16 protein-coding genes are annotated in these 25,257 nt (G+C 74.1%); 9 read left to right on the top strand and 7 right to left on the bottom strand.

Annotated elements, in window-relative coordinates:
• The coding region (locus tag AB0M99_RS35030; RefSeq protein WP_365927817.1) for a GH25 family lysozyme at window positions 1–1,098 on the bottom strand (1,098 nt) is incomplete at its 3' end.
• 376 nt (window positions 1,099–1,474) lie between these two features.
• On the opposite strand from AB0M99_RS35030, the gene AB0M99_RS35025 reads away from it, so the two are divergent.
• The 7 genes from AB0M99_RS35025 (at window position 1,475) to AB0M99_RS34995 (ending at window position 11,396) form a co-directional block, all read left to right on the top strand.
• The gene (locus AB0M99_RS35025) at window positions 1,475–1,660 is read left to right on the top strand and encodes a thiazolylpeptide-type bacteriocin (RefSeq protein ID WP_365927814.1); all 186 of its coding nucleotides are present in this window, start codon (window positions 1,475–1,477) and stop codon (window positions 1,658–1,660) included.
• Between the two features lie 64 nt (window positions 1,661–1,724).
• Complete coding sequence (locus AB0M99_RS35020; protein WP_365927811.1) at window positions 1,725–1,910, top strand: thiazolylpeptide-type bacteriocin; 186 nt, start codon at window positions 1,725–1,727, stop codon at window positions 1,908–1,910.
• A 112-nt stretch (window positions 1,911–2,022) separates the two neighbouring features.
• Window positions 2,023–4,692 (top strand): lantibiotic dehydratase, encoded by a 2,670-nt coding sequence (locus AB0M99_RS35015; protein WP_365927809.1) that lies wholly within the window; start codon window positions 2,023–2,025, stop codon window positions 4,690–4,692.
• 38 nt (window positions 4,693–4,730) lie between these two features.
• A complete protein-coding gene (locus tag AB0M99_RS35010) occupies window positions 4,731–5,921 on the top strand; it encodes a lantibiotic dehydratase C-terminal domain-containing protein (protein WP_365927807.1) in 1,191 nt (396 codons plus the stop codon).
• Complete coding sequence (locus AB0M99_RS35005) at window positions 5,918–7,711, top strand: hypothetical protein (protein ID WP_365927805.1); 1,794 nt, start codon at window positions 5,918–5,920, stop codon at window positions 7,709–7,711. Before AB0M99_RS35010 ends, AB0M99_RS35005 begins: the two co-directional genes overlap by 4 nt.
• The gene (locus AB0M99_RS35000; protein ID WP_365927803.1) at window positions 7,708–9,621 is read left to right on the top strand and encodes a TOMM precursor leader peptide-binding protein; all 1,914 of its coding nucleotides are present in this window, start codon (window positions 7,708–7,710) and stop codon (window positions 9,619–9,621) included. Before AB0M99_RS35005 ends, AB0M99_RS35000 begins: the two co-directional genes overlap by 4 nt.
• Before the next feature lie 83 nt (window positions 9,622–9,704).
• Entirely contained in the window at window positions 9,705–11,396 is a 1,692-nt protein-coding gene (locus tag AB0M99_RS34995) for a thiopeptide-type bacteriocin biosynthesis protein (protein WP_365927801.1), read from the top strand.
• A gap of 11 nt (window positions 11,397–11,407) precedes the next feature.
• Here the strand turns inward: AB0M99_RS34995 and AB0M99_RS34990 are convergent, their stop codons facing one another.
• On the bottom strand, window positions 11,408–14,473 hold the full coding sequence (locus tag AB0M99_RS34990; RefSeq protein WP_365927799.1) for an acyltransferase family protein: 3,066 nt from the start codon (window positions 14,471–14,473) through the stop codon (window positions 11,408–11,410).
• Window positions 14,440–16,110 carry a cellulose synthase catalytic subunit gene (locus tag AB0M99_RS34985; protein ID WP_365927797.1) on the bottom strand — a complete coding sequence of 557 codons (1,671 nt, stop codon included), beginning with the start codon at window positions 16,108–16,110 and terminating at the stop codon, window positions 14,440–14,442. Before AB0M99_RS34985 ends, AB0M99_RS34990 begins: the two co-directional genes overlap by 34 nt.
• A 384-nt stretch (window positions 16,111–16,494) precedes the next feature.
• Here AB0M99_RS34985 and AB0M99_RS34980 point away from each other — a divergent pair, with 384 nt between their 5' ends.
• On the top strand, window positions 16,495–20,427 hold the full coding sequence (locus AB0M99_RS34980; RefSeq protein ID WP_365927795.1) for a Pls/PosA family non-ribosomal peptide synthetase: 3,933 nt from the start codon (window positions 16,495–16,497) through the stop codon (window positions 20,425–20,427).
• 52 nt (window positions 20,428–20,479) lie between these two features.
• Window positions 20,480–21,826, top strand: a complete 1,347-nt coding sequence (locus AB0M99_RS34975; RefSeq protein ID WP_365927793.1) for a M1 family metallopeptidase — start codon at window positions 20,480–20,482, stop codon at window positions 21,824–21,826.
• Here AB0M99_RS34975 and AB0M99_RS34970 read toward each other — a convergent pair.
• From AB0M99_RS34970 to AB0M99_RS34955, 4 genes are all read right to left on the bottom strand, one after another.
• Window positions 21,811–22,200, bottom strand: coding sequence for a hypothetical protein (locus AB0M99_RS34970; protein ID WP_365927791.1), 390 nt, complete (start codon window positions 22,198–22,200; stop codon window positions 21,811–21,813). The genes AB0M99_RS34975 and AB0M99_RS34970 overlap by 16 nt on opposite strands.
• 320 nt (window positions 22,201–22,520) lie before the next feature.
• The gene (locus tag AB0M99_RS34965; RefSeq protein ID WP_365927789.1) at window positions 22,521–23,447 is read right to left on the bottom strand and encodes a MurR/RpiR family transcriptional regulator; all 927 of its coding nucleotides are present in this window, start codon (window positions 23,445–23,447) and stop codon (window positions 22,521–22,523) included.
• 156 nt (window positions 23,448–23,603) lie between these two features.
• Complete coding sequence (locus tag AB0M99_RS34960) at window positions 23,604–24,737, bottom strand: hypothetical protein (protein WP_365927787.1); 1,134 nt, start codon at window positions 24,735–24,737, stop codon at window positions 23,604–23,606.
• Window positions 24,738–24,808: 71 nt separating this feature from the next.
• Window positions 24,809–24,958 carry a hypothetical protein gene (locus AB0M99_RS34955; RefSeq protein WP_365927785.1) on the bottom strand — a complete coding sequence of 50 codons (150 nt, stop codon included), beginning with the start codon at window positions 24,956–24,958 and terminating at the stop codon, window positions 24,809–24,811.
• Window positions 24,959–25,257 lie beyond the last annotated feature (299 nt).

The following is a 25,257-nucleotide window of genomic DNA, read 5'->3' as shown; positions in this document are numbered from 1 at the left end:
GCTGCGGTCGTTGGTGATGCCGCCGGCTATCTGGCCGACGGGCTGCCAGCCGTTCGCGCCGGCCGGGTCGCCGCCGTGGTTGAGATAGACGTTGATCGCGCCGTTGTCGGCGACGGTGATGTAGTCGGGGCGCTTGTCCCCGTCGTAGTCGCCCCAGCGCACGCGCTCGCTGCCGCCGGCCTCGTTGGACGCCGCGGACACGACCCCCACCGGCGGCTCCGGCCGGACGGTCAGCGCCTGGAGGTCGGCCTCCGTGCCGTTGAAGTTGTTGTGGTCGCCGACGATCGCGCCCTTGTCCGTGTACTGCCAGATGGTGTGGGTGTTCCACCCCGTGGGGAGCGCACCGATGCTGGTGTTGTAGCTCGCCAGCCACAGCTTGTTCGTGGAGGAGATCTGCGCGTCCGAACCGACGCACTGGTTCCACCAGAGGGTCGAGGTGTAGACGATCGCGTCGAGCCCGGTGGCGGCCTTGTACGTGGCGGTGAAGTCCCGGATCCACGCGGACAGCTGGGCCTTGTCCAGCCCGTAGCAGGAATTGGTCCCCGAGTAGGGGTTCCATTCCACGTCGAGGACGCCCGGCAGGGTCTTGCCGTTGGCCGTCCAGCTGCCGCCGTTGTTGAGGAAGTGGGTGGCCTGGGCCGCACCGCTCGACTTGTTCGGCAGGGCGAAGTGGTAGGCGCCCGCCTTCATGCCGACGTTCTGGGCGCCCGGCAGCTGGCTGCCCAGGTAGGGGTTCTTGTACTCGCCGCCCTCGGTGGCCTTGACGTACGCGAAGCGGTTGCCCGCGTTCCAGAGTCCGGTCCAGTCGACGTTGGCGCCCTGCCAGCTGGATACGTCGACGCCCTCGACGCCGGTGGCCGCACCCGCGGCCGCACCCGCGGAGGGTGCCTGGAGCGAGCGGGACTCCTTGGATATCCCCTCGTGCAGACGAACGCCATCGCCCATCTTGGCCTCGCCCTCCTTCTTGGGGAGGGGCGCGGGCGTCTGGTTGCCGACGACGCCCTGACTGCCGTCCGCAGCCATCGCCGGTACCGCGGCCAGTGCCAGGGACACCATCGGCAGGGCAACGGCGATGCTGAGGATTCTGTTTCGTGACAAGTGTTCGCTCACAGTCTGAAAGTCGGACCTCTGAAGATCTCAGACTCTAGTACCGGCCAGCCGGCCCACCGGCTCGGGGGCGGCCGTGCAAGGACTGTGGAACAGGCCACACTGCGGGGTCAGTTGGGATGATATGTCTGGATTGTGTGGGCGTTGCTCGCCCGATGGGCAGTCAACCGCCCTCCGGTGAACCCCGAGTGGATCTGGATTTCGGCTCCAGTAACTCTTCAGTGGCGGGAGGGACCCTTGGGGTCGAGAACGGGTAAACCGGCCTCGATCCCGACCGGACCTCAAGCGGGTTACGTCCCCGCCCGACCCTGTTGTCCGGTCAGCCTCGAATCACCTTCGGCTTCCGCTTCCACCACGGGAGACATATATGTCCGACAACGCACGTTCGTCTGAATTCGACCTGCAGGACCTGGACCTGGGCGACCTCACCGTGACCTCGATGCGCGACACCGCCGCGCTGCCCGAGGGCGGCGCCTCCTGGGGCTCCTGCTCCTGCCAGGGCTCGTCCTCGTGCGCCCAGCCGCAGCTGGACACCGGTGTGATCACGGACTGACCACCGCGACCGCCCCACCCCCGCACGCCCATTCACCGCAGGCCCTCCACCAGAGGAGACGTACATGACCCACTTCAGCGACAACCCGGGCTTCGACCTCGAGGACCTCGACCTCGGCGAACTGACCGTGACGTCCATGCGCGACACGGTCGCGCTGCCCGAGGGCGGAGCGTCCAACGGCGGCAGCTCCTGTTCCTGCGGCTCCTCCTCGTGCGCCCACCCGCAGATGCCGGACATCCCGGCGGTCTAGGGCCACGGCACCAGGGCCCAGCCCCCGCCGACACCCGCACGCCGGACGCTTCCCGCCGCACCTCACGTGCGGCGGGAAGCCCGCGCACCACCACCGACAGGACGGGACCACCATGCCGCAGCCGCACCGCACGGCCGCAGACACCGTCGCCGCCGCCGACGGATACCGGGTCAGCTCCGCACCGTACGCGCTGGCCCGCGCCACCGTGCTCGCCCACCCGGCGCAGCGGCCCGCCGCGGCGGAGTTCCGCGCCCTGCTCGCCGGACTCCACCGGATCGACACGCAGCTCCTGCGGACCGCCGAACCGCTCTGCGACAGCCTGTACGAGAGCCGCTCCGGCCACCCCGCGGACTTCCACCGCGACGTCGTCCTCCCGCTGCGCCGCGCCCTGCACAACGGGCGCGAGCCCCGGCCCGCACTGCTGGAACGCCTCGGCGACCTGCCGGCCCGGGTGCCCCCGCTCGCGGCCTGGCTCGACCTGCGCGCCCGCCGCGCCACGCTCCTCACCGAGCTCGACGCCGCCGCCGAGCGGGCCCTGACCGCCGAACGCGCGGACCTGGCCGCCCTGTGCCGCGAACCCGCCCTCGGCAAGGCCGTCGCCCTCACCAGCGCGGACCTGCTCCGGGCCGTGGAACGCGCCGGGACCGGCGCCGCCGACCGCAAGTCGCGCAAAGAGGAAGCCGCCGTACTGCGCTACGCCCTGCGGGCCAGCACCAAGACCAGCCCGCTGTCCTGGTTCACCGCCGTCGGCTGGGGGGAACTGCCCGAGTCCGCCGCCCGCCCGGTGCCGTCCTGGGGCGCCCCGGACCTGTTCGAGGACCCGCTGACCGCCGTGGTGAAGGTCAACCGCACCCTGACGACCGCCCTCACCCTCGCCCTCCTGGACGCCCCGCACCGCCGGGCCGCGCTGCCCCACCGGATCACCAGCACCGCCCGGGTCACGGCCGGGCGGGCGACGTACTCCCGCGACCGGGCCGCCTTCGCCGGCGGCCGCTACCTCGTGGCCGGCGAGGACGAGGTGGAAGTGGCCTGGGGCGGTCCGCTGGGCCTGGTCACCGGACACGCCGAAAGCCCGCGGACGATCGCCGAGCTGACCGAACAGCTGGCCGCCTCCCTCAAGGGGAGGGGCAGCGACGGCCGCACCGCGGCCGCCTCCTTCCTCGACCGCCTCGCGGAGGCGGGCCTGCTGGTGCCGGGCGACCCGGTCCCTCCGGAGGACCCCGACCCGATGGACCGCATCGCCGCGTGGCTACGGGACCTCGGCGCGGCCCACCCCGAGGACGCGGCGCTCGCGGACCGCATCGACGAACTCGCCCGGATGACCGAGGCGTTCGCCGCCACACCCGCCACGGAGCGCCCCGCCCTGCTCGCCGCCCTCTCACAGCGCTGGGCCGAACTCCTCGCCGACGCCGGACGCCCCGTACCGTCCCTGTCCGCCCCGCTCACCGTGCTCTCCGAGGACGTGGTCGCCCCGCGCCCGCTGGCGCTCGACGGCTTCCTCGACGCCGCCGACCACGAGGCGCTCGGCGAGGTCACCGCGCTGGCGGAACTCTTCGACCTGGGCCACCTCGTCCGCCGGGTCGTCCGCGACCGCTTCGTCGCCCGCTACGGCCGCGGCGGCAGCTGCCGCCACCCGTGGGAGTTCGGAGCCGAGGTCACCGAAGCATGGGAGACCGCCGGACGCCTCTCGCTCCTCGACCCCGCGGAACGCGCCGCCTTCCCCACCGGGGCCGACGAGCTGGCGGGCCTGCGCACGGAGATCGTCGACGGCATCCGCGACGCCCTGGCGGGCGATCCGGCGGGCGTGGAAGCCGTCCTGCCGCCGGACCTCGTCAAGACCCTCGGCGAACGCCTGCCCGCCTGGACCGTCGAACGCCCGCTGAGCTACGCGTACTTCCTCCAGCGGGACCCGGATCGGGGCCGGCTCGCCGTGAACCACGTGTACGGCGGGTGGGGCAGGTTCACGAGCCGGTTCCTCGACGCCCTGGACCCGCGCGCGACCGCCGAGGTCTCCCGGCAGGTCCGGCACGGACTGGGGCCCGGCGCACGCGCCGCCCAGATCCGGCCCGTCGGCGGGTTCAACGCCAACCTCCACCCCCTGCTGGTCCCCGACGAGATCGGCCCCGACCGCCGCCGGGCCTCGATCGGCGAAGGCGACCTGGACCTCGTCCACGACGAAGCCACCGACCAGGTGCGGTTCCGGCTGCGGAGCACCGGCGAACTCCTCGACGTCCTCTACCCCGGCTTCCTCGCCCCCGTCCTGCTCCCGCGCCGCATCGGGGCCCACCTGTGCGACCAGCCCCAAGGCGTCGTCGACTTCCGGGCGCTCGTCCCGCGGCGCGCGTTCCCCGCGCCGGGCGGCACCGTGACCCACAGCCCCAGGCTGAGCCACCGCCACGTGGTGCTCCAGCGCCGCCGCTGGCTGCTGCCGCCCGACGTACTGCGCGAGCTGCGCGCCGACCTCGCCGCGGGCCCGGTACCGGCGGCGGCCGCCCGCTGGCGCGCCCTGCTGGACCTGCCCGAACAGGTCTTCCTGCACCCGGTCGCCACCGCCCCCACCGGGAGCGCCACCGAGGACTTCCTGAGCGGGCTCAGCCGGCCCAAGCCCCAGTTCGTGGACCTCGGCAACGCGCTGCACCTGCACTGCCTCGCCAAGTGGCTCTCCCGCCACGGCGACGGCGCGGTCCTGGAGGAGGCGCTGCCGGCGCCCGGCGGCCTGGCCGCCCCCACCCGCGCGGTCGAACTCGTGACGGAGGTCTACCGGGCCGGCCGGCCGCGATGACCCGCCCGCAGACGACACAGGAAGGAACGGTGCCGCACGTGCATCCGCATCCCCGCGAGACCGGCGCCCACGAGACCGGCCCCCGAGCGACCGGCGCCCCCGCCACCAGCACCCTCGACGTGGTCGCCTACTACCACGACCCCGTCAAGGCCCCGCTGCTGCGCGAGGCGATCCTGCCGCTCGCCGAGTCCTGCACGGCCGACGGACTGGCCGCACACGTCGAACGGCACTGGCTGCGCGGCCCCCACCTGAGGCTGCGCCTCCAGGGCCCGGCCGCACAGGTGGAAGCCGCCGCAGAGTCCGCCGCGTCCCGGATCCGCGACCACCTGCGCACGCACCCCTCGCACGGCGACCTCACCGACGCCGAACTGCTGGAGCGGGCGGCCGAAGCGGGGCGCGCAGAACTCATCGCCCCGCCCTACGGCCCGATCACGGCGGACAACACGGTCCGGATCGAGGCCGTCGACCGGACCTCGGTACGCGGCCTCCTCGGCGACGACGGCGCGGACCTGCGCGACGACCTGCTGCGCTCCGGGCTCGGCGCGCTCCGGGCCGGCTCCGGGTTCCTCGGGGACCACGGCGACAGCGCACAGGCAAGGCTCCAGCTCACGGTGGCCGCTCTCACCGCGCACGCCGGCGCCCACCCCGGGGGTCTGGCCGGCGGCCACTTCTCGTACGTCTCCCACCTGGAGGACTTCCTCCTCCACGACGACCCGGACGGGCAGCTGCGGGCCCGCTTCGACCAGCACTGGGAACGGGCGGGCGACGCCGTGACCGGCATCGTCGGCCGCATCTCCGGCGGCGGCGCACAGGGCTGGGAGCGGGCCTGGGCGGACTTCTCGTCCGGCGCGTGGCAGCTGACCCAGGGCCGGTACGACGCCGGCGCGGACCTGCACGGCGCCCCGCTGGAGTACCGGGTCCGGGCCGCCGCCACCGGCGACGCCGCCGCGGCGGAACGCTGGAACCAGGACGTCCGCACCCGGTACAGCGAGTTCCACCGCCTCCTGCGGCGCTCCGACCCCCAGGGCGCGATGTGGAGCCGCCCCGACTACCTCGTGTACCGGGCCTGTACCAATGCCCTGTACCGGCTCCTCGCCATCTGCGACGTCCGCCCCCTGGAGCGGTACCTGGCGGCGCACCTGGTCGTCCGTGCCGTGCCCGGCCTGACCGGCTGCGACTGGCGCGCGGAGGTCGGCGCCGTCATCGACGCGGTGGAGGCCAGGGCGTGAGCACCGCGACCACCACCGCGCCGGCGTACGGACTCGCGGCTCCCCGGACCGTACGCAGGCTGCGCCCCGGGGTCGCCGTGACCCCGCTGCGCCAGGGCCTCCATCTGCGGGGCCGGCGCGGGAGCGTCACCCTGGAGGGCAGCGCCGCGCTGCCCGCCCTGTGGCGGCTGCTGGAGGAGCCGCTGCGGGACGGCGGGCTCGAAGACCTGCTGGACGGCACGGAGCCGGGCTCGCCCCTGCGTGCCGCGCTGGACACCCTCGTCGGGCAGTTGGACGCGCACGACCTGCTCGTGGCGGGCCCCGCCGGGCCGGCCGACTCCGGTCCCGTCGCACAGTGGCTCGCCGTCACGGCCCAGCGGCCCGCCGACGCCGCGGCCGCGCTCGCCACGGCGCGGGCCGAGGTGGTGGCCGGCGCCCCCGGCTCGCCACTGGCCGACGCCGCCGGACGGGCGTTGGCGCGGGGCGGGCTGCCCGTCTCGTACACCGTCGACCCGGCCCTGCCGCCCGGCCGGGTCCTGCTCTACGCCCATGGTGCCGGACCGGCGCGGGGAGTCGCCGCCGGACTGTGCGGCGGGAGCGGATACGCCACCGCCCCCGGCAGCGCCGCCCAGCTCCGCTCCGACGCGGCGGCCCTGGAGGCGCGGCTCGGGTCCGCCGGCCCCGGTGCTGCGCCCGACGGGGCCGGTGAGCCCGGTGAGCCCGGTGCGCCGGAGGGGGCCACCGCCTTCGTCGCCCTGCTCGCGGGCGCCGCCGCACACCGGCTGCTGTGCGCGGCCGCCGGACTGCCGGACCCCGCGGGCGAGGGCGAGGACGAGCGGCTGCTGCCCGGGCTCCCCGCGGTGCTCCTCGCCGACGGCCGCCCGCTGCGGGCCGACTACCGCACCTGGCTCGGGCCCGCACGGCTCGACCCCGACCGGCTGACGGACCTCGCCCCCGCGGCCACCCTCGGCGAAGCCCTGCGCCGCGTCGCAGCCCTGGGCGACGCGCGGTGCGGAGCGCTGCCCGAACCGCACCCGGCGGACCTGCGCCAGCTGCCCGTACCCCTCGCCGGCTGCGAACTGCCCGAGGCCGTGCGCCCCGGCGGCAGCCTGGTCGGCGGCGCGCCGCGGCTGGACCTGGCACGCCTGGAGGTGTTCTGCCGGGCGGCCGAACTGCTGCTGGGCGAGGACGGCTTCACCGTCGGCGCGAATCCGGATCACGCGCGGGGCCGCGCCCTGCGCCGGGCGGCCGCCCGCCGCTTCGGGCCGGCTGACGGGCTCCCGCGGGTGGCCGAGGCACGGTGGGCCGGGCATCCGCAGGTCCGCCACTGGTGGACCACGCTCACGGACCGCCTCGGCGTGCCCGCCCGCCTGGAGGTCTTCCGGGCGGCCCCCGGCGAGGAGGTCTACCGAGCCGTCGTCCGCGGGACCGCACCGGAGCCGCTGGGCGACGCCGTCGAGGCGACGCCGGGTGATGCGGCCGCGTACGCGGCGCTCGCCGCGGTCGCCGCCGTGTCCGCCGGGGGACCGGCCGGGCCCCGCCCTTCGGGCGGCGCGGTCGCCCCGCTGGCCGCCGCCGGGGCGCGGACGGCCGCCTGGGAGGACCGCGGATGGACCGGCGGCTGGCTGGCGGACACCGCCGGACGCGAGGGCCCCTTCCAGGACGCGCTGCACCGGCTGACGGGAACGGCCCTCCCCGCGCGGGCACCCGTACCGGACAGGGCGCCCGTACCGGACCGGGCACGCCAACTGGGCGTGACCCTGCGGGCCTTCGGATTCACCGTCCTGCGCACCCCGGAGGAGGTCCGATGACCGACACCACGGCGACCGGCCCGCTCGGCGCCCTGCCCGTGCCGGTGCTCGACGCCGGATCCGCCACGGAGCTCACGGCCGGCCCGGCCGTGGTCCTGCTGCCGAGGTGGACCCTCGGACTCGCCGAGGAGCTGAGCCGCCACGCGCTCGGCCACCCGGTGGCCCTGGTCCCGGTGCGCTCCGACGGGGCGCTCACGGTGGTCGGGCCGGTACTGGGCCCGGGCGCGGCGGCCTGCCTGTGCTGCGCCGAGTACCAGCGGCTGGCCACGGCGGGCGGCCGGGTGCCCTGGCAGAGCCCCGGACTGGCACTGGCCGGCGTAGCGTCCCCGGCGTTCGACGAGTCCGTCGGCGCGCTCGTACGGGACCTGCTGGAGCCGCCGCACGACCCGGACGCCGATCCGGGAACCGCCGTCGTACACGTCGTGCACCAGGGGCGCGGCACCTGGTCCACCCACCGCATCCGCCCGGTCGGTGGCTGCGCGGTGTGCCGGCCGCTGCCGTCGGACGCCGACTCCGGGGTGGCCCCGCTGCCCTCGGCGCCCCGACCGCTGCCCGACCCGTACGCACTGCGCGAGCCCAACCCCCGTACCGGCCCGGACCTGTTGCGGGCGGCCCTGCACGACGAGCGGTTCGGCCCGGTGCGCCGGCTGGTGCGCTCCGAGGACTCGGCCTTCTGCCTGACCAGCGCGTTCGTGACGGACGGCCGGTCCGTCGACGACGGCGGCTACGGCCGGGCCCGCGACTTCGCCGACAGCGAGCGGATCGCCCTGTTCGAGGCCGTCGAGCGGTACGCGGGCATGCGGCCGACCGGCCGGCGCACCGCTCTGCGGGCCTCCTTCGCCGCGCTCGGCCCCGACCGGGCCGTGGACCCGGAGCGGCTCGGCCTGCCCGACCCCGCCCACCACGGGCACCCGGCGTCCTGGACCGTCCCGTACACACCGGACCTGGAGCTGGACTGGGTGCACGGCTGGTCCCTGACCCGCGGGCGGGCGACGGCCGTTCCCGAGCACGTGGCGTACTGGGACGTACCGGGCACCGGCCGGCCGCGCGTGGTCTACGAGTCCTCCAACGGCTGCGGCCTGGGCAACAGCCCCGAAGAGGCCGCCCTCTACGGCCTGTTCGAGGTGGCGGAGCGCGACGCGTTCCTGATGGCCTGGTACGCGGCGACGCCACTGAACCGCATCCAGCCGCCGCCGGACGACCCTGGTACGGCCCTGCTCGCGGACCGGGCCGCAGCGGCGGGCTACCGGCTCCTCCTGCTCGACGCGACCAACGACTTCGGCATCCCGGCGGTCGTGGCGGTCTGCCGCTACGAGGGCTCCCACCCGGACGCGCCGCGGATGTTCCTGGCGGCCGGGGCGCACCACGACCCGCGCGCGGCGATCCGGTCCGCGGTGGCCGAGGTCGTCACCAACGTGCTGGAGTCCGCGCACCGCTCGTTCGCCGAGGGCGGCCCGCGCGATCCCGGACGGCTGCTGCCGATGCTGGACCGGCCGGAGCTGGTGGTGAGCCTGGACGACCACGTCGGGCTGAACACCCTGCCCGAGGCGGGTCCGCGTCTGGAGTTCCTGTTCGCCCCGACGCCGTGCCTGTCGGTCGCGGAGGCCTGGCCGGGGGCGCCCGAGCCGGTGGGCGACATGGCGGCCCTGCTCGGAGCCACCGTGGAGCGGCTCTCCCGGGCCGGACTGGAGGTGATCACCGTCGACCAGAGCGAGCCGGGGGTGCGCGACCGGCTCGGCCTGCACTGCGTGAAGGCCATCGTCCCGGGCTCGCTGCCGATGACCTTCGGACACGTCAACCACCGCACCCGGGGCCTGCCCCGGCTGCTGGAGGTGCCGTACCGGCTGGGCCGCACGGACCGGCCGCTGCGCCACGAGGACCTGTCGCTGCACCCGCACCCCTTCCCCTGACGCCCGCCGAGACCGCCGACCGACACCGCCGACCGAGACTGCCGAGACCACCGACACCGCCCACCCGGACGCAAGGAACCGACGTGACGACGACCGACACCTGGCACAGCCACCACCTCTTCCTGCACTCCGCCGCCGAGGACACCGACGCGTTCCTGCTCCGCGACGCGGCTCCGCTCCTCGACGGCCTGGTGGCCTCCGGTCAGGCCGCCCAGTGGTTCTTCATCCGGTACGCCGAGGACGGCCCCCACGTACGGATCCGGGTACGCGCCCCGAGCCCGGCGGCCGCGGCGGCCCTGCCGGCCGAACTGGCCCGCGCGGCGCGAGCGGTGCCCGTGGCGCCGGGCCCGTGGCCGTCGCGCCACGGCGAGGTCCGCGCGACGGCGTACGAGCCGGAAGCCGAGCGCTACGGAGGGCCGGAGGCGCTGACGGTCGCCGAGCAGGTCTTCGTCGCCTCAACCCAGGTGGTGCTCGGCGCCCTGCGGCAGCTGCACGGCGGGGGAGGGGGCGGTTCCGCGGCCCGGCTGATGCTCGCGGCGGACCTGGCGCACACGACGGCGTACGCGCTCGGCATGGACGCGCTCACCGCGGCGCGCTGGCTGCGCCGGCACGCGGCGAGCTGGCGGTGGATCACCGAAGTGCAGTTGCTGCCGGGCGCGTCGGTGCACACGCAGGTCAACTCCGTGTACGGAGCCCAGCGCGCGGGCCTGGCGCGCCGCGCGGCCAACCTGCGGGAGCGGCTCGACGCGGGAGCCGCCGCGCCCTGGCTCGGCGAATGGGTGGAGCGGGTCCGCGAGGCCGACGTGCTGCTGAGCACGGGGAGCGGGCAGCGCCTGACCGAGGCCAGGCGCGAGTGTCTGTGGGCCTCTCAGCTCCACATGCTCCTCAACCGGCTCGGCGTCACCCCCGACGAGGAGCGCGCGGTGTGCCGGCTGGCCGCCCGGACCCTGCTGGAGACGGACGAGCCGCCCGGCTTCTTCCCGCCGGGGCACACCGCGTCCGACGTGCAGTACCTGGAGCGCAGCAAGTTCCAGATCGGCCGGGGCGAGGACACGGCGCTGCGGTCGCTGCCGCCGGGGACGGCGGCGGACGCCGAGGCGGCGGCCCGGCCCGAGGTCGCCCTGCCCGCCGATCCGCTGCCCGAGGTGTCGCTGCGGACCGTGCTGGCCGGCCGGTCCTCGCTGCGGGGCGCGCTCGGGGGGCCGCTGGACGCGGGCACCCTCGGCTCGCTGCTCTGGCACTCCCTGTCCGAGAGCAGCCGCAGCGAGCACCGCCTCGCGGACGGCTCGTCCCGCGTCCTGGCCCACCGTCCCTATCCGAGCGCGGGCGCCCTGTACACCGCCCGGGTGCGCCTGCTGGTCCTCGACGTGGCCGGCGTACCGTCCGGCACCTACGACTGCGTGCCCGAGCGCCGCACGCTGCGCCGCATCGGCGCCGCGCCGGAGGTGTCGGAGATCAAGCCGCTGTCCACCTATCTGTCCCGTCCGGCGACGGATCCCGACTGGATCGGCGTGGAGGAGGCGCCGGTCGTCCTGGGCGTATACGCGGACCTCGGTCTGCTGCGCAGCCGCTACGGCCTGCGGGCCCTGCGGCTGGCCCTGCTGGAGACCGGCCACATGGCCCAGACGCTGCTGCTCACCGCGACGGCCCTGGGCCTGGCCGGCACCCCGCTGGGCGGCTTCCACGACGACTTGGCCCACGAACTCCTCGGACTGGACGACCTGGACCAGCCCTTGCAGTACCTGCTGCCGCTCGGACGCCGCGCAACGGGGTGACAGCGGGAGCTCTACCGGGCCGGGGCGCCCCCCTTCCGGGCCGAGACGGTGACGTGGTCGACCCGCATCGGGTGGCCCGGTTCGGTGGCCGGGCCCACGCTCGCGCCGTCGGCGAGCGGGAGCTTGCCGCCGACGGCGACGTCGAGGATCAGGAACAGCCCGTGGTCCACCGCCCGCTGCCAGGTCCCGGGGTCCATCCGGTCTGCGGACACCCGGTGGTACACGCGGCCGTCGAGGTACCAGCGCACCTCCTGGGCACCGGGGGAGAGGTCGATCTCGACGGCGTACGAGTGGAACCCCGTACGGCAGTCGGCGCACGGCTGCGGACCGGAGGTCAGGCCCACGGGCTCCGCGCACGGGCCGCCTTCGGGCACACCGCAGTGCAGGGAACCGAAGACGGTGTCCCGCCCGTTGACGGACTCCATGACATCGAGCTCCCCGACGCCCGGCCAGCCGGTGTACCCGTCGCGCAGCGACGCCCCCAGCGTCCAGAACGCCGGCCAGTAGCCCGCCGCCTTCGCCCCGGTCACGTCCGGCAGGGCGATCGATGCCTCGATCCGCAGGATCCCGCCGGGCGGCGGCGCGAAGTCGGAACGCCTGGTCTCGATGCGCCCCGAACTCCACGCGCCGTCCTTCCGGGTGGGGACGATCTCCAGCGCTCCCCTCCCGTCGAGGCGGACGTTGTCGGTCGAGTCGGTCATGGTCTCGACCTCACCGGTGCCCCACTGCGGCGCGGGGCAGCCCGGGTAGCAGGTGCCGACGTCGTGGATCCAGTCGGCGGCGGAGGGCGGGCTGCCCGCCGGGCCGTCGAAGTCGTCCCGCAGCAGCCGGATCCACCCGTCGGCCCCGGGCCCGGACCCGGCTCCGGCCGCATCCGCTCCGGGCCGCACGGGCAGCGCCCCGGACTCCGTGAGCAGCCGCTCCAGGCGGCCGGTCAGCACGACGGCCGCCACATTGGTCAGGTGGGCGTCGTCCCGGTACAGCAGGATCCGGTCGATCACCGCCGGGCAGGTCGGACCGTCGCCCGGGCACAGGACCGGGTTCACGCTGATGCTGCGTACGCCGGGCAGTGCGCCGGAGGCGATCCGCCGGGCCAGCGGATCGGGCTGCCGGGAGTCCTTGCGGCTGAACGCGCAGGCGGCCGGGGACTCGGGACTGCCCGAGACGCACGCAGGGACGTCCGTACCGGGCACCGGGGTGTCCTCGATGTAGACGATCGGCGCCCCGAGCGCCCGCAGCGGCGTCAGCGTCTTCTCCCAGGCCTCCTCCAGGAGCTTCGTATCGCCGGTGTAGCGATTGAGGGAGGAGATCACGATGAGCCGGGGCTTCGGCTGCTGCCGCAGCCGCTCCAGGGTGTCCGCCCGCCAGGTGTCGCACTCCCGGTAGGCGCGGCCGAGCTGGGGGCTGTCCACCGCGAGCTGCGGCAGCGGGCAGCCCTGCTTGACCAGTTCCTGGAGCGCCCAGCCCCGTTGCGAGGCCAGCGCCAGCATCGGGGAGAACCACTGCCCGGCGTGGGAGTCGCCGAGCAGCACGATCCGGTCCGGGCTGTCCACCGCGCCGAACAGGCACTCCGGGCTGCGCGTCACGGCCGGCGCGACCTCGCAGGCGCCGTCCGGCGGGAAGTCCTTGCGTGCCTGTACGGGACCCGGCACCACCGGGCCGTCGTCCGGGCGGGCACCGGGCGTACGGGTGAGCAGGGAGGGGCCGGAGACGGCGCCCGGGGGCAGGCCGTTCAGCTCGACCGGGGTGGCCGGGCCCAGCAGGTGCAGCGTCGTGGAGCCCACCACCAGGGCGAGCACGACCGGCAGCACGACGGCCGAGACGCCCACCGACAGTCCGCGCCGGGGCAGTTCGGAGACCGTACGGCTACGGCGCAGCGGCTGCTCGACCCACCGCATGGTGGCGAGGGCGGGCAGCACCGCCGCCAGCGTCAGCGCGGCCTTCCCGGGCCAGCCGAGCGCGCCGAGGCGGGCCTCGGCGAGGACGAGCACCGGCCAGTGCCACAGGTAGAGGTTGTACGAGAGCCGCCCGACCGCCCGGGGTGCCCGCCCCGCGAGCAGCCGGCCCACTCCGTGGGCACCCGTCGCGTCCCGCTCGCCCCGGCCCGGTATCGCGGCGAGGATGACGGCCGCGGTGCCCAGCGTCGGGACGAGCGCCGCGTGACCGGGGTACGGGGTCGAGGCGTCGTACGACACGACGCACCAGCCGATCGCCGCGGCCCCGGCCCAGCCGCACAGCAGCCGCAGCGGCCGGGGCCCGCGCATCAGGTGCCAGGGGAGCAGGGCCAGCAGCGCGCCGACGCCGAACTGCCAGACGCGCGAAGGCGTTCCGAGGTACGCGAGCGATGCGGAGCGGTCCGTCCAGTGCAGGGACAGGGCGAACGAAGCGAGGATCAGCAGCCCGGTGAGGAGCGCCACGGTGGAGCGTACGGCCCTGCCCCGGCGGGCCGCCCGGGCCGCGCAGAGGACGGTCACCGCGAGCAGCGGGGCCCAGAACAGGTAGAACTGCTCCTCGACGGCCAGGGACCAGAAGTGCAGCAGCGGGCTCTGGTCGTGCCCGGCGGCGAGGTAGTCGGTCTGCTGAGAGACGAAGCGCCAGTTGGCGGCGGACAGCGCCGCCGCGACGACGTCGTACTCCAGGTCGGCGCGGCGCAGCGGTAAGGTCAGCCAGGCTCCGGCCACGGCCACGGTGGCGAGCACCACGGCGGCGGAGGGCAGCAGCCGTCGGGCCCGCCGGGAGAAGAAGTCGCCGAGCCGGATCCGGCCGGTGGTGACCGCCTCGCGGAGCAGCAGGCCGGTGATCAGGTAGCCGGAGATGACGAAGAAGACGTCCACGCCGACGAAGCCGCCCGCCGCCCCCGGAATCCCGGCGTGGAAGGCGAGGACGGAGAGGACGGCGACCGCGCGCAGACCCTCGATGTCGGGCCGGAACGCGGACCGGTGCGGGCTGGGTCCGGACTCCTCGCCGGAGCGGGATCCGGACGTCGGCCTGCGGAGACGTCGCAGGCCGGGTGCCACGGGGAACGACACGGTGTTGAAGCCTTTCAACTCAGCCAGGGAAGCATCGGGTCGACCCATCCGGACGCCAGCAGGCCGGTGAGCACGAGGACCGCGGAGGCGGCGATCGTCTCGGGCCAGCGGCGGGGCAGCATGCCGGTGCGGGGGCGCCGCTCGGGCCGTGCGCGGGTGCGCAGTTCGGCCGTCAGGTCCCGGATCAGCGGGACGTTGATCTGGCACTGGACGAGGAGGTACAGGAGCAGCCCCCAGTTGGGCTCCCAGCCGTTGCGGGCCACGGCCAGCGCGAGGCCTGCGGCGGCGGCGCCGTTGGAGACGACGAGCCAGAGCAGCGAGACGGCCACCACGCGGCGGGCCATCCCGCCCGGAGCGGCGGCGCCGCGCGTACCCGTGGGCACCCAGGCGGCGCTGCGGCCCCGAAACGTGTGCAGGAACGCGGTCGCGGCGGCCACGCTCGTCAGGACGTTCGCCCGGATCACCTCCACCCGCCAGCGGGTCCGGCTGATCCTCGGCAGCAGCACGTGCCAGAGCCACAGCGGGGCCAGCAGCGGCAGTACGTGCCAGGGCCGGATGTGATCCGGGTACCAGAACATCATCACCAGCGGAGGCAGCGGCGCCGCGAAGGTGTTCACCGCCGTCGTCAGGTACCCGACGATGCCCTCGTAGAAGCACAGCCGCATCCGCCAGGGCGCGCCCATCCGCTTCAGCACGGGGGCGGACAGCAGGTGCAGGTTGCCCATCGCCCACCGGTACTGCTGGTTGACGAAGGAGGTGAGCTGGTCGGGCGAGGTGCCCTTGGCGACCAGGACCGGTACGTAGAGGGTGCGGAACCCCTGCTCGTGGAGGGCGAGTCCGGTGTACAGGTCCTCGCTGTGGTCGAGCCGGGCGAATCCGCCGGCCAGGTCGATCGCGCTGCGCCGGTAGACGGCGTTGCTGCCGCAGCAGATGGCGGCGTCGCTCGCGTCCCGGGACGGCTGGATCCAGCGGAAGAACCACTCCTGGGCGGAGCCGGCGGCCCGCTGGATCCAGCCCATCGTCTCGTCGGTGTCGAAGCACTGCGGGCTCTGCACGATGCCGACGGCGGGGTCGGCCAGGTACGGGACGAGGTGGCGCAGGAAGTCCGGCCTGGGTGCGAAGTCCGCGTCCAGGATCGCGATGAGTTCGGCGCTGCTCAGGGTGAGCGCGTGGTTGAGGTTGCCGGCCTTCTTCAGGTGGCCCCGGTCGGGGCGCACGACGTACTCGTAGCCGTAGGAGGCGGCCAGCGCGGCGACCTCGGGCCGGTCGGCGTCGTCCAGGATCCAGACGGTCAGCGCGCCGGGCCAGTCGACGGCCGCGACCGCACGGTAGGCGTTGGCCAGGACGGGGAGCGGTTCCCCGCAGGTCGGCAGGTACAGGTCGACGTCCGGCAGCCGGGCGGGCTGCCATGCGCGGACGAGCACCTCGTGCGACTGCCGGGTCAGCCGGCGGGTGCGGAGGCTGTTGACGGAGGAGAGCGCGAGGGCCACGACATTGAGGCCGAGGACCGCGAGGAAGGCCCACAGGGCCGGGGTCCGCAGCGCGAAGGTGAACATGGTCGCCGCCGTGAACACGAAGGCGAGCGAGGTGCTGACCAGGACCCAGCGGCGCTGCGGCCCGAAGTACCAGTAGAGCTCCTCGTCGGAAGGAGGTTGCGGAAGGTGCGGAAGATGATGAACGGTCATAAAGCCCCCCACGGCTGTGTATGCGCCCGTTTCAGGTGACCCACCCTAATGCCAAAGGTGTAGACCATTCGTCCGAGACTGGTGCAACGGGCGGAATGACACACGGTGTTGGCGTGATTGAAATGGTCCAGACCTGTGGCGTGGCTCCATTTCACCGACCGGCCGGCCCGGTCCGGGAAGGTGTAGGCCACACGGAGGTGAACAGTCCCGGAAGAGTTGCGCGGTCGATACCGCTCCTTCCCGGCCACGCGCAAGGCTTCAACCAGAAATTTCTTGATGACGCACTAGACTGGCGGGCTGTTTGGCGCTGGATCGGAACAACCCGGGCAGACCCGGGCTCCGCCGGCGACCCGGACCCGTTCCGGGAGCGAGACGCGAGGACCGATGGCAGCCACACCTGAGCGCGGTGAACTCACTCTGCTCGAAGACGGGACCGTGCTCGACCAGGCAGCGGGGAACGAGGAGTCCGGCAAGTCCGCCCGGTTCTCCGCCGGACCCGCCGCCCCGACGCGCACCCTCGTCGACGTCTTCGAGGCCTCCGTACGGGCGTACCCCGACGAACTCGCCCTGGACGACGGCACCGAGCAGCTGACCTACCGCGCCCTGGCCGCCGAGGTAGAGCGCCGGCGCCGCGCCCTCGCGGCCGCCGGAGTGGGGCTCGGCGACCGGGTCGGCGTACGCGTGCCCTCCGGGACCAACGAGCTGTACGCGGGCATCCTCGCCGTACTCGCCGCGGGCGCGGCCTACGTGCCCGTCGACGCCGAGGACCCGGACGAGCGGGCCGAACTGGTCTTCGGCGAGGCCGGCGTGCGCGCGGTGCTGGGCGCCGGACGGCGCATCGACGCCACCGGCCCCGCCGGTCCGGCAGGCGCCGGGGCGCCCGCAGCGCGCCCTGGACCCGAGCACGACGCGTGGATCATCTTCACCTCCGGCTCCACCGGCAAGCCCAAGGGCGTCGCCGTCAGCCACCGCAGCGCCGCCGCCTTCGTGGACGCCGAGGCAGCACTGTTCCTCACCGAGGAGCCGATCGGACCCGGCGACCGGGTCATGGCCGGACTGTCCGTCGCCTTCGACGCCTCCTGCGAGGAGATGTGGCTCGCCTGGCGCTACGGCGCCTGCCTCGTGCCCGTACCCCGCTCCCAGGTCCGCAGCGGCGCCGACCTCGGGCCCTGGCTGGTGGAACAGGAGATCACCGTGGTCTCCACCGTGCCCACCCTCGCCGCGCTCTGGGAGCCCGAGACCCTCAACGAGGTCCGGCTGCTGATCTTCGGCGGCGAGGCCTGCCCGCCCGAGCTGACCCAGCGCCTGGTCACCGAGGGCCGCGAGGTCTGGAACACCTACGGCCCCACCGAAGCCACCGTCGTCGCCTGCGCCGCGCTCCTGACCGGCGAAGAGCCCATCCGGATCGGCCTGCCGCTGAGCGGCTGGGAACTGGCCGTGGTCGACGAGTCCGGCGAGCCCGTGCCGATGGGCGGCAGCGGCCAGCTCGTCATCGGCGGCGTCGGCCTGGCCCGCTACCTCGACCCCGAGAAGGACGCGGAGAAGTACGCCCCGCTCGAATCCCTCGGCTGGCAGCGCGCCTACCGCAGCGGAGACCTCGTCCGCGCCGAACCGGAAGGGCTGGTCTTCCTCGGCCGCGGCGACGAGCAGATCAAGCTCGGCGGCCGCCGCATCGAACTGGGCGAGGTGGACGCCGCGCTCCAGGCCCTGCCCGGAGTCGCCGGCGCGGCCGCCGCCGTCCGCACGGCGCGCAGCGGCAACCAACTGCTCGTCGGCTACCTCGTCACCCAGGAGGGCTGGGACCGCGCGGCCGCCGTGGAGCGGCTGCGCGCCGAACTGCCCGCGGCCCTCGTACCGCTGCTCGCGCCCGTCGACGAACTGCCGACCCGCACCTCCGGCAAGGTGGACCGGGGCGCCCTGCCCTGGCCGCTGCCCGAACTGGAGACCACCGGCCCCGCCGAACAGCTCTACGGCACCGAGGCCTGGCTCGCCGAACAATGGGGCGAGACCCTCGGCGTGGCCGTCACCGGCGCCGCCGACGACTTCTTCGCGATCGGCGGCAACAGCCTCGCCGCCGCCCAGCTCACCACCCGGCTGCGCACCCGCTACCCGACCGCGGCCGTACTCGACATCTACCAGCAGCCCACCCTGCGCAAGCTGGCCCGCCACCTGGAGAAGTCCGCACAGGACGACGGCGCGACCCGGACCGTCGCGCCCGTTCCGCTCCGGACCAAGGTGACGCAGTCGCTCCTGCTGCTCCCGCTGTTCACCCTGGTCGGGCTGCGCTGGACGGTGGCGCTGCTGGCACTGGGCAACGTCCTGCACTGGTTCGGGCCCTACCCGTGGGTGCCGGCCGCCTCGTGGTGGCTCGTCGCCGCCGGCGCCGTGCTGCTCTTCAGCCCGCCGGGCCGCCTCGCCATCGCGGCCGGCGGCGCACGGCTGCTGCTCCGCGGAGTGAAGCCCGGACGCTACCCGCGCGGCGGGAGCGTGCACCTGAGGCTGTGGACGGCCGAGCGGCTCGCCGAGTACGTCGGCGCGACCTCGCTCACCGGCTCCTGGCTGGAGCGCTACGCCCGGGCGCTGGGCGCCAAGATCGGCCCCGAGGTGGACCTGCACTCGCTGCCGCCGGTCACCGGCATGCTCAAACTCGGCCGCGGCTGCGCCGTGGAGTCCGAGGTGGACCTCTGCGGGCACTGGCTGGACGGGGACCGGCTGGAGATCGGCCAGGTCAAGGTCGGTGCGGGCGCCGTGGTCGGCACCCGCAGCATCCTCTTCCCCGGCGCGCGGGTCGGCAAGCGGGCCGAGGTGGCCCCCGGCTCCGCCGTGGTCGGACAGATCCCGACCGGCCAGCGCTGGGCCGGAGCGCCCGCCGTCAAGCTCGGCAAGGCCAAGCGCAACTGGCCGGGGGAGCGGCCGCCGCGCGGGCTCCCCTGGCGGGCCGCGTACGGGGCGGCCGGCTTCTGCCTGGGCGCCCTGCCCGTACTCGCCACCCTGCCCGCCCTGCTCGTCGTCAGCCGGTTCGTGCCCGCCGGCGCCGGTTTCGACCGGGCACTGCACGGGGCGCTCCTCGCCGTGGTGCCCGCAGCCCTCGCCTTCGGGTTCGCGTATGCAGCTCTGCTCCTGGTCCCGGTACGCCTGCTCAGCCTCGGGCTGCGCACCGGAATCCATCCCACGCACAGCCGGACCGGCTGGCAGGCCTGGACCGTCACCCAGCTGATGGACCGGTCCCGGGAGACCCTCTTCCCGCTGTACGCCGGGCTGATCACACCGGTGTGGCTGCGCCTGCTCGGCATGAAGATCGGCCGGGGTGCGGAGGTGTCCACCGTGCTCGCGCTGCCGAGCCTCACCACAGTGGGCGAAGGCGCGTTCCTCGCCGACGACACCCTCACCGCCCCCTACGAACTGGGCGGCGGCTGGATGCGCATCGGGCACTCCGAGATCGGCCGCCGGGCGTTCCTCGGCAACTCCGGAATGACCGCGCCGGGCCGCAACGTACCGGACGACGGGCTGGTCGGCGTCCTGTCCGCCACTCCGAAGAAGGCCAAGAAGGGAAGCTCCTACCTGGGCCTGCCACCGGTCCGGCTGCCGCGGTCCGCCGCCGACGCCGACCAGAGCCGGACGTACGACCCGCCCGCGCGGCTGCTGTGGGCGCGGGGCCTGGTGGAGCTCTGCCGGCTCGTCCCGGTGTTCTGCTCGGCCGCGCTGGCCGTACTGACCGTGGCGGCGCTCTGCGCGCTGGCCGGGGAGGGCGGCCCGGGGATCTGGGCCGCCGCGCTGCTGTCGGGAGCGGTCCTGTTCGCCGCCGGGGTGGCCGCGTGCGCGGTCGCGGTGGCCGCGAAGTGGCTGCTGGTGGGCCGCCACCGGGCGGCCGAGCACCCGCTGTGGAGCGCCTTCGTCTGGCGCAACGAGCTGGCCGACACCTTCGTCGAGGTGCTGGCCGTACCGTGGCTGGCCGGATCGGTGCCCGGTACCCCGCTGCTGGCCGTGTGGCTGCGCGCGCTCGGGGCCGCAATCGGGCGGGGCGTGTGGTGCGAGAGCTACTGGCTGCCCGAGACCGACCTGGTCGAGCTGGGCGACGCGGTCAGCGTGAACCGCGGCTGCGTGTTGCAGACACACCTCTTCCACGACCGGATCTTGAGGACGGATACTGTGGTCCTCCGCGAGGGCGCCACCCTGGGCCCGGGCGGAATCGTCCTGCCCGGGAGCACGGTCGGGCCCCGCAGCACGCTGGGTCCCGCGTCCCTCGTGATGGCCGGGGAATCCGTTCCCGCCGACACCCGCTGGCTGGGCAATCCGATCGAGGCGTGGCGTTCCTGAACGGGCGGCGCCTGCACGTCGTACGAGCACAGCGCAGGGAGCGGAACCGGCAGTGAACGGCCAGACGACAGCGGCATCCGACCCGTACTTCCCGGCCAACGGAGATCCCCGCTACCGAGTGCACCGGTACGAACTCGCCCTGGAATACCGTCCCGGCCCCAACCGGCTGGCCGGGACGGCCCGGCTCAGCGCCATCGCGGGCCGGGCGCCGCTCGCCGAGTTCCACCTGAACCTGGCCGAGTTCAAAATAGGCCGCGTCCTGGTCAACGGCCGGGCTCCGCACTACACCCACCGGGGCGGCAAGCTCCGCATCCGTCCCGCCAAGCCGCTGCCGGCCGGCGCCGCCTTCACCGTGGAGGTCCACTGGGCGGGCAACCCCAAGCCCGTGCGCAGCCCTTGGGGCGGCCTCGGCTGGGAGGAGCTGACCGACGGCGCCCTGGTGGCCAGCCAGCCCGTCGGCGCGCCGTCCTGGTACCCGTGCAACGACCGGCCGGCCGACAAGGCCTCGTACCACATCTCGGTCAACACCCCGTCCGCTTACACGGTGGTGGCCGGCGGCCGGCTGCTCACCAGGACCACCAGGGCCAGCACGACCACCTGGGTGTACGAGCAGCCCGCGTCGACCTCCAGCTATCTGGTCGGCCTGGCCATCGGCATGTACCAGACGGTCCTCCTCGGCGACCCCGGCCTGCACGGCGTCCCGCAGAGCGCCCACGTACCGGCTCACCTGCTCCCGCAGTTCTCCCGGGACTTCGCCCGGCAGCCGGCCATGATGGAGCTGTTCGAGGAGCTGTTCGGGCCCTACCCCTTCGGCGAGTACGCGGTGGTCGTCGTCGACGAGGAACTCGACGTCCCCGTGGAGGCCCAGGGCCTCTCGCTCTTCGGCACCAACCACGTGGACGGCGTGCGCGGCTCCGAGCGCCTGATCGCCCACGAGCTGGCGCACCAGTGGTTCGGCAACAGCGTCAGCATCGCCGACTGGCGGCACATCTGGCTGAACGAGGGCCTGGCCAAGTACGCCGAGTGGCTCTGGTCGGAGCGCTCCGGCGGCCGCCCCGCCCAGGAGCTGGCGGCCGCCGCGCACCGGCTGCTGGCCTCGCAGCCGCAGGACCTGATCCTGGCCGACCCGGGCCGCAAGCTCATGTTCGACGACCGCCTCTACCAGCGCGGGGGCCTCACCGTGCACGCGATCCGCTGTGCGCTGGGGGACGTGGACTTCTTCAAGATGCTGCGCGCGTGGACGAGCATCCGCAGCCACGGTGTCGTGACCACCGACACCTTCACCCGGCACGTGGGCCACTACGCGGCCGAGCCGCTGGACGACCTCTTCGCGGCCTGGCTGTACGGGCCGTCCCTCCCGCCGCTGCCCTCCGGTGTCGCGGGTCAGCGCTTGCGCTGAGCCGGCGGGGTGCCCACCAGGAGCGCATCGGTCACGAGCCGGGCGCCGCGGGACAGGCGGCCCAGCTGTTCGAGCTCGACGGCGTACATCCTGATCGTGTTCTCGATCACCGCTTCCGCGACACCCATCACGGGCAGTTCGGCCCGGCAGGTGTGCAGAGCCACGCGGACCGCGCGCATCTCGTGCTGGAGCTGGAGCTGTACGTGACGTGACAGGAGCGCGGGGTGGCGGGTCAGCGTCAGGTAGCCGCCGTAGCGGGCCGGCAGGAGGTCTCGCAGCCAGCGCGTGGCCGTGCGTTCCCAGTCGTGAGTCCCGGGCGCCTTGACCTGCAAGGGCCAGTCCGGGCTACGCGTGATGGTGGCCGTCTGGGGCATTTCTCGTCACTTCCGAGTGGTGTCGAACTCTGATCGAGAGGTCTGCTGTTCGGGGCGGCCTCGGCCCAGGGGTTGACCGAGGCCGCCATGGGCGCTCTGCGGGATCCGTAAGCCGGACGGGACGCCCCGCCGTGACGTGAGGAGGAGCGTCACGCCGGGTGTCTGTTCTGGGAGTGCGTGGGGACGCACTCCGTGGCATGCGATGGATCCGGAACGCCGTCGTCAGTAAACATATATACCGTCTAGTAAGCAAGGGAATGAAAAATTTCATACACCTGGACGGTGTGAATATTCCGTGGATGAACCGGGTGAATTTCTGACTAAAGGAAGAAACCGTGCTGGTCAGCGACCTGCTCGTACCCTTCGAGGCGGGCCTGGGTCCGCTCGGGATCCGCGTCGGCCATCGCCTGCAGCAGGGCGGCGGACAGCATGCCGGGCGCCGCGTACGAGTCGAACACCAGACGGGAGCCCGTACCGGCGGTCAGCGCCACGTCCGCCTCGTCCACCAGCGGCCCCAGCGTGGGGTCCGTGATCAGCGCGACGCGCAGCCCCGTACTGCGCGCGGCCCGGAGCGCGGCCAGCGTCTCCTTGGCGTGCCGGGGCATGGCGAAGGCCAGCACCCACGTCCCGCCCGCCGCCCGGGACTGGAGCAGGGCGTCGTACGCGACACTGCCCCCGCGGGTCACCAGGCGGACGTCCGGATGGATGCGGCGGGCCGCGTAGGCGAAGTACTCCGCGAGCGAGACCGAGATGCGCAGGCCGAGGACCGTCAGCGGCACGGAACGGGCCAGCTCGCGGCCGATGTCCAGCACCTGGTTCGTATCGGCCAGCAGCCGGCGCACGTTCTCCAGGTTCTCGATCTCGGCGTCGACGGCCGCCTGGAGCTCGTTGCGGCGGATCTGCTCGCGGCTGTCCGGGACGGCGGCGATCGCGCTCAGGGCGATCGGCTGGAGCACGTCCCGCAGGGCCGGATAGCCGCTGAAGCCGAGGGAGGAGGCGAACCGGGTCACGGACGGCTGACTGACGCCGACCCGTTCCGCGAGCTCGGTGATGGAGAGGAACGCGGCCTCGGTGAGGTGGTCGATCAGGTACTGGGCGATCCGCCGCTGTCCCGGGGACAGCCGTCGGCCGTCGAAGAGCGCGAGCAGCCGGTCGGCCGGCGCGCGGCCCTGATCCGGCGTCCGCTCACCCGGCCCGGTCGGCGTGATCGCAGAAGCCTGTGCGCGTGCCTGCTGCCCCGATGACACCGACGGGCCTCCTTCCTATGTCACTCGTGTTCAAACATAGCTCACCCCTCGTGTTCGGATGATCAAAGTCCGCGGTACGGACCTGCCCGTCGCCGCGACGACGGCCCCGGGCAGGTCCGGAGCCGTCGCCGCGCAGGTGTTTCGGACCGCGAGGCCTCAGCCCGGGAGGTACGCCTGCCGCGAGGCGCACTTCCACACCACGGCCCGGGTCTGGCCCGAGGCGTTGACCGCGCTGCCGGCGACCCGGTCGTCGTCGGCCGAGGCCACCGCCGCCGACGCCTTCCCGGCGGCCAGCCGGGGGAGCGCCAGCACCGGGCCCGCCCCCGGCCACAGCACGGCCTGGTCGGCCGCGTTGACGCCCGCGTCCTCGGGGTGGAAGCGGGCGGTGCCGACGGCCGCACGGGTGGAGGGGCTGATCCCGTCGAGACTCGTGTACGGGTGGGTGCTCAGCCGGCCCGGCGACGAGGAGCCCGAGGGGCCGTACGGGGCGGTCCACACCCACGCCGTCCACTCGTACCCGGGCCCGTACCAGTCGCTCCCGACGACGGTCCCGTCGGCCGCGACGCCCGTCACCCAGCTGTAGTTCCCGCCCTGGCCGGCCTGCGGAAGGACCCGGGCGGGACCCCCGTCACCGGGCCACAGGACGGGGTGCGAGTACTCCACGCGGCCGCCGGTGTCCGGCTCCGCCCTGTGGACGGAGGCCACGACGTCGCCGCGGGAGTTGATCCCGCCGAGGCCGGCGACGTACGCGTCCGGGCCGAGCTCCTCGGGAACCGTGAGCGTGCGCTCCAGCACGCCGTCGGCGTAGACCCGCACTGAGCCGCTGCCGTACCCGGCGGAGACCACGCGGCCCGCGTCGTTGACGCCCAGCCCCGCGACCGAACGCGCGGCGCCGGGCAGCTCGGTGACGGCGGCGTCGCCCGCCCGGTAGGTGAAGACCACTTGATCGGTGGTGCCGTAGGGCCGGTACCAACCCGCCATCAGACCGCTCTGGTTCACCCCGAGCAGCTCGCTCTCGACCCGGGCGCCGTCGGGGACGGGAACCCGGTGCACCGCGGTGCCGGTCCAGTAGACCGCCCTGCCCCGGGAAGAGCCGACCGACAGGGTCCCGCGCCCCAGGGCGCGTACGCCCTCCTTCGGCCAGGCCACCTCCGCACCCGTCAGCGTCCCCAGCGCCGTGAGCGCGGGCTTGCAGGGCGCGGCGCCGGCCGCCGAGGCCGGGCCCCCGCCGACGCCGACCAGTCCGGCCAGGACGACCGCGGCCCCGGTCGCGGCCATGGATTTCTTCATGTGTTCCCCCCTGGTTCGTATGTGGCGGTGTTCATGCTGCCCCGCGATCGGGATGCACGGAGCCAAAATGGTCAGCCCTGTTCGCGGTCGCGGGCGTCGTCGCCGCCGCGGGCGCTGCGCCGGCGCTTGAGCGCCCGCCATGCCATGCCGGCGCCGAGAGCCGCTGCCGCGAGATTCATGGCGGCCGTCCCCAGCCCGATGAGCTCGTTGACCATGTCCACCTGTCCGTCCCCTCCGTGTCGTTGCGCGGGTGCGCACCACGAAGCTCACAGGCGGGAATTTGTTGCGGCAGAGGGATCGGGCGGGATCCGAGATCTTTCCCACGTGCGGGAACAATGCCTGGCAGGATCCCCGCAAGTGGGGGGTTCTCAACTGGGCGTCATCAAGGTCGATTGAGTGAGTGTTAGAGCGATTGAGTGATACGCTCACGAGGTGAATCTGACCGAGTGGGCGCGAGTGCAAGGCATCCACCCTCAAACCGCGTACAAGTGGTTTCGCGAGGGGACGCTGCCCGTTCCTG

Source organism: Streptomyces sp. NPDC051183, from assembly GCF_040682455.1.
Classification (GTDB): Bacteria; Actinomycetota; Actinomycetes; order Streptomycetales; family Streptomycetaceae; genus Streptomyces.
Note: the sequence above shows the minus strand (reverse complement) of the source record. Positions and strands in the feature narration are given on the sequence as shown.

Excerpts from the sequence above, each read along its gene's own strand:
- AB0M99_RS34980 (WP_365927795.1), top strand. The coding sequence starts at position 16,495 with ATGGCAGCCACACCTGAGCGCGGTGAACTCACTCTGCTCGAAGACGGG.
- AB0M99_RS35020 (WP_365927811.1), top strand. The coding sequence starts at position 1,725 with ATGACCCACTTCAGCGACAACCCGGGCTTCGACCTCGAGGACCTCGAC.
- AB0M99_RS34990 (WP_365927799.1), bottom strand. The coding sequence starts at position 14,473 with ATGGGTCGACCCGATGCTTCCCTGGCTGAGTTGAAAGGCTTCAACACC.
- AB0M99_RS35015 (WP_365927809.1), top strand. The coding sequence starts at position 2,023 with ATGCCGCAGCCGCACCGCACGGCCGCAGACACCGTCGCCGCCGCCGAC.
- AB0M99_RS34970 (WP_365927791.1), bottom strand. The coding sequence starts at position 22,200 with ATGCCCCAGACGGCCACCATCACGCGTAGCCCGGACTGGCCCTTGCAG.
- AB0M99_RS35025 (WP_365927814.1), top strand. The coding sequence starts at position 1,475 with ATGTCCGACAACGCACGTTCGTCTGAATTCGACCTGCAGGACCTGGAC.
- AB0M99_RS35000 (WP_365927803.1), top strand. The coding sequence starts at position 7,708 with ATGACCGACACCACGGCGACCGGCCCGCTCGGCGCCCTGCCCGTGCCG.
- AB0M99_RS34960 (WP_365927787.1), bottom strand. The coding sequence starts at position 24,737 with ATGAAGAAATCCATGGCCGCGACCGGGGCCGCGGTCGTCCTGGCCGGA.
- AB0M99_RS34985 (WP_365927797.1), bottom strand. The coding sequence starts at position 16,110 with ATGACCGTTCATCATCTTCCGCACCTTCCGCAACCTCCTTCCGACGAG.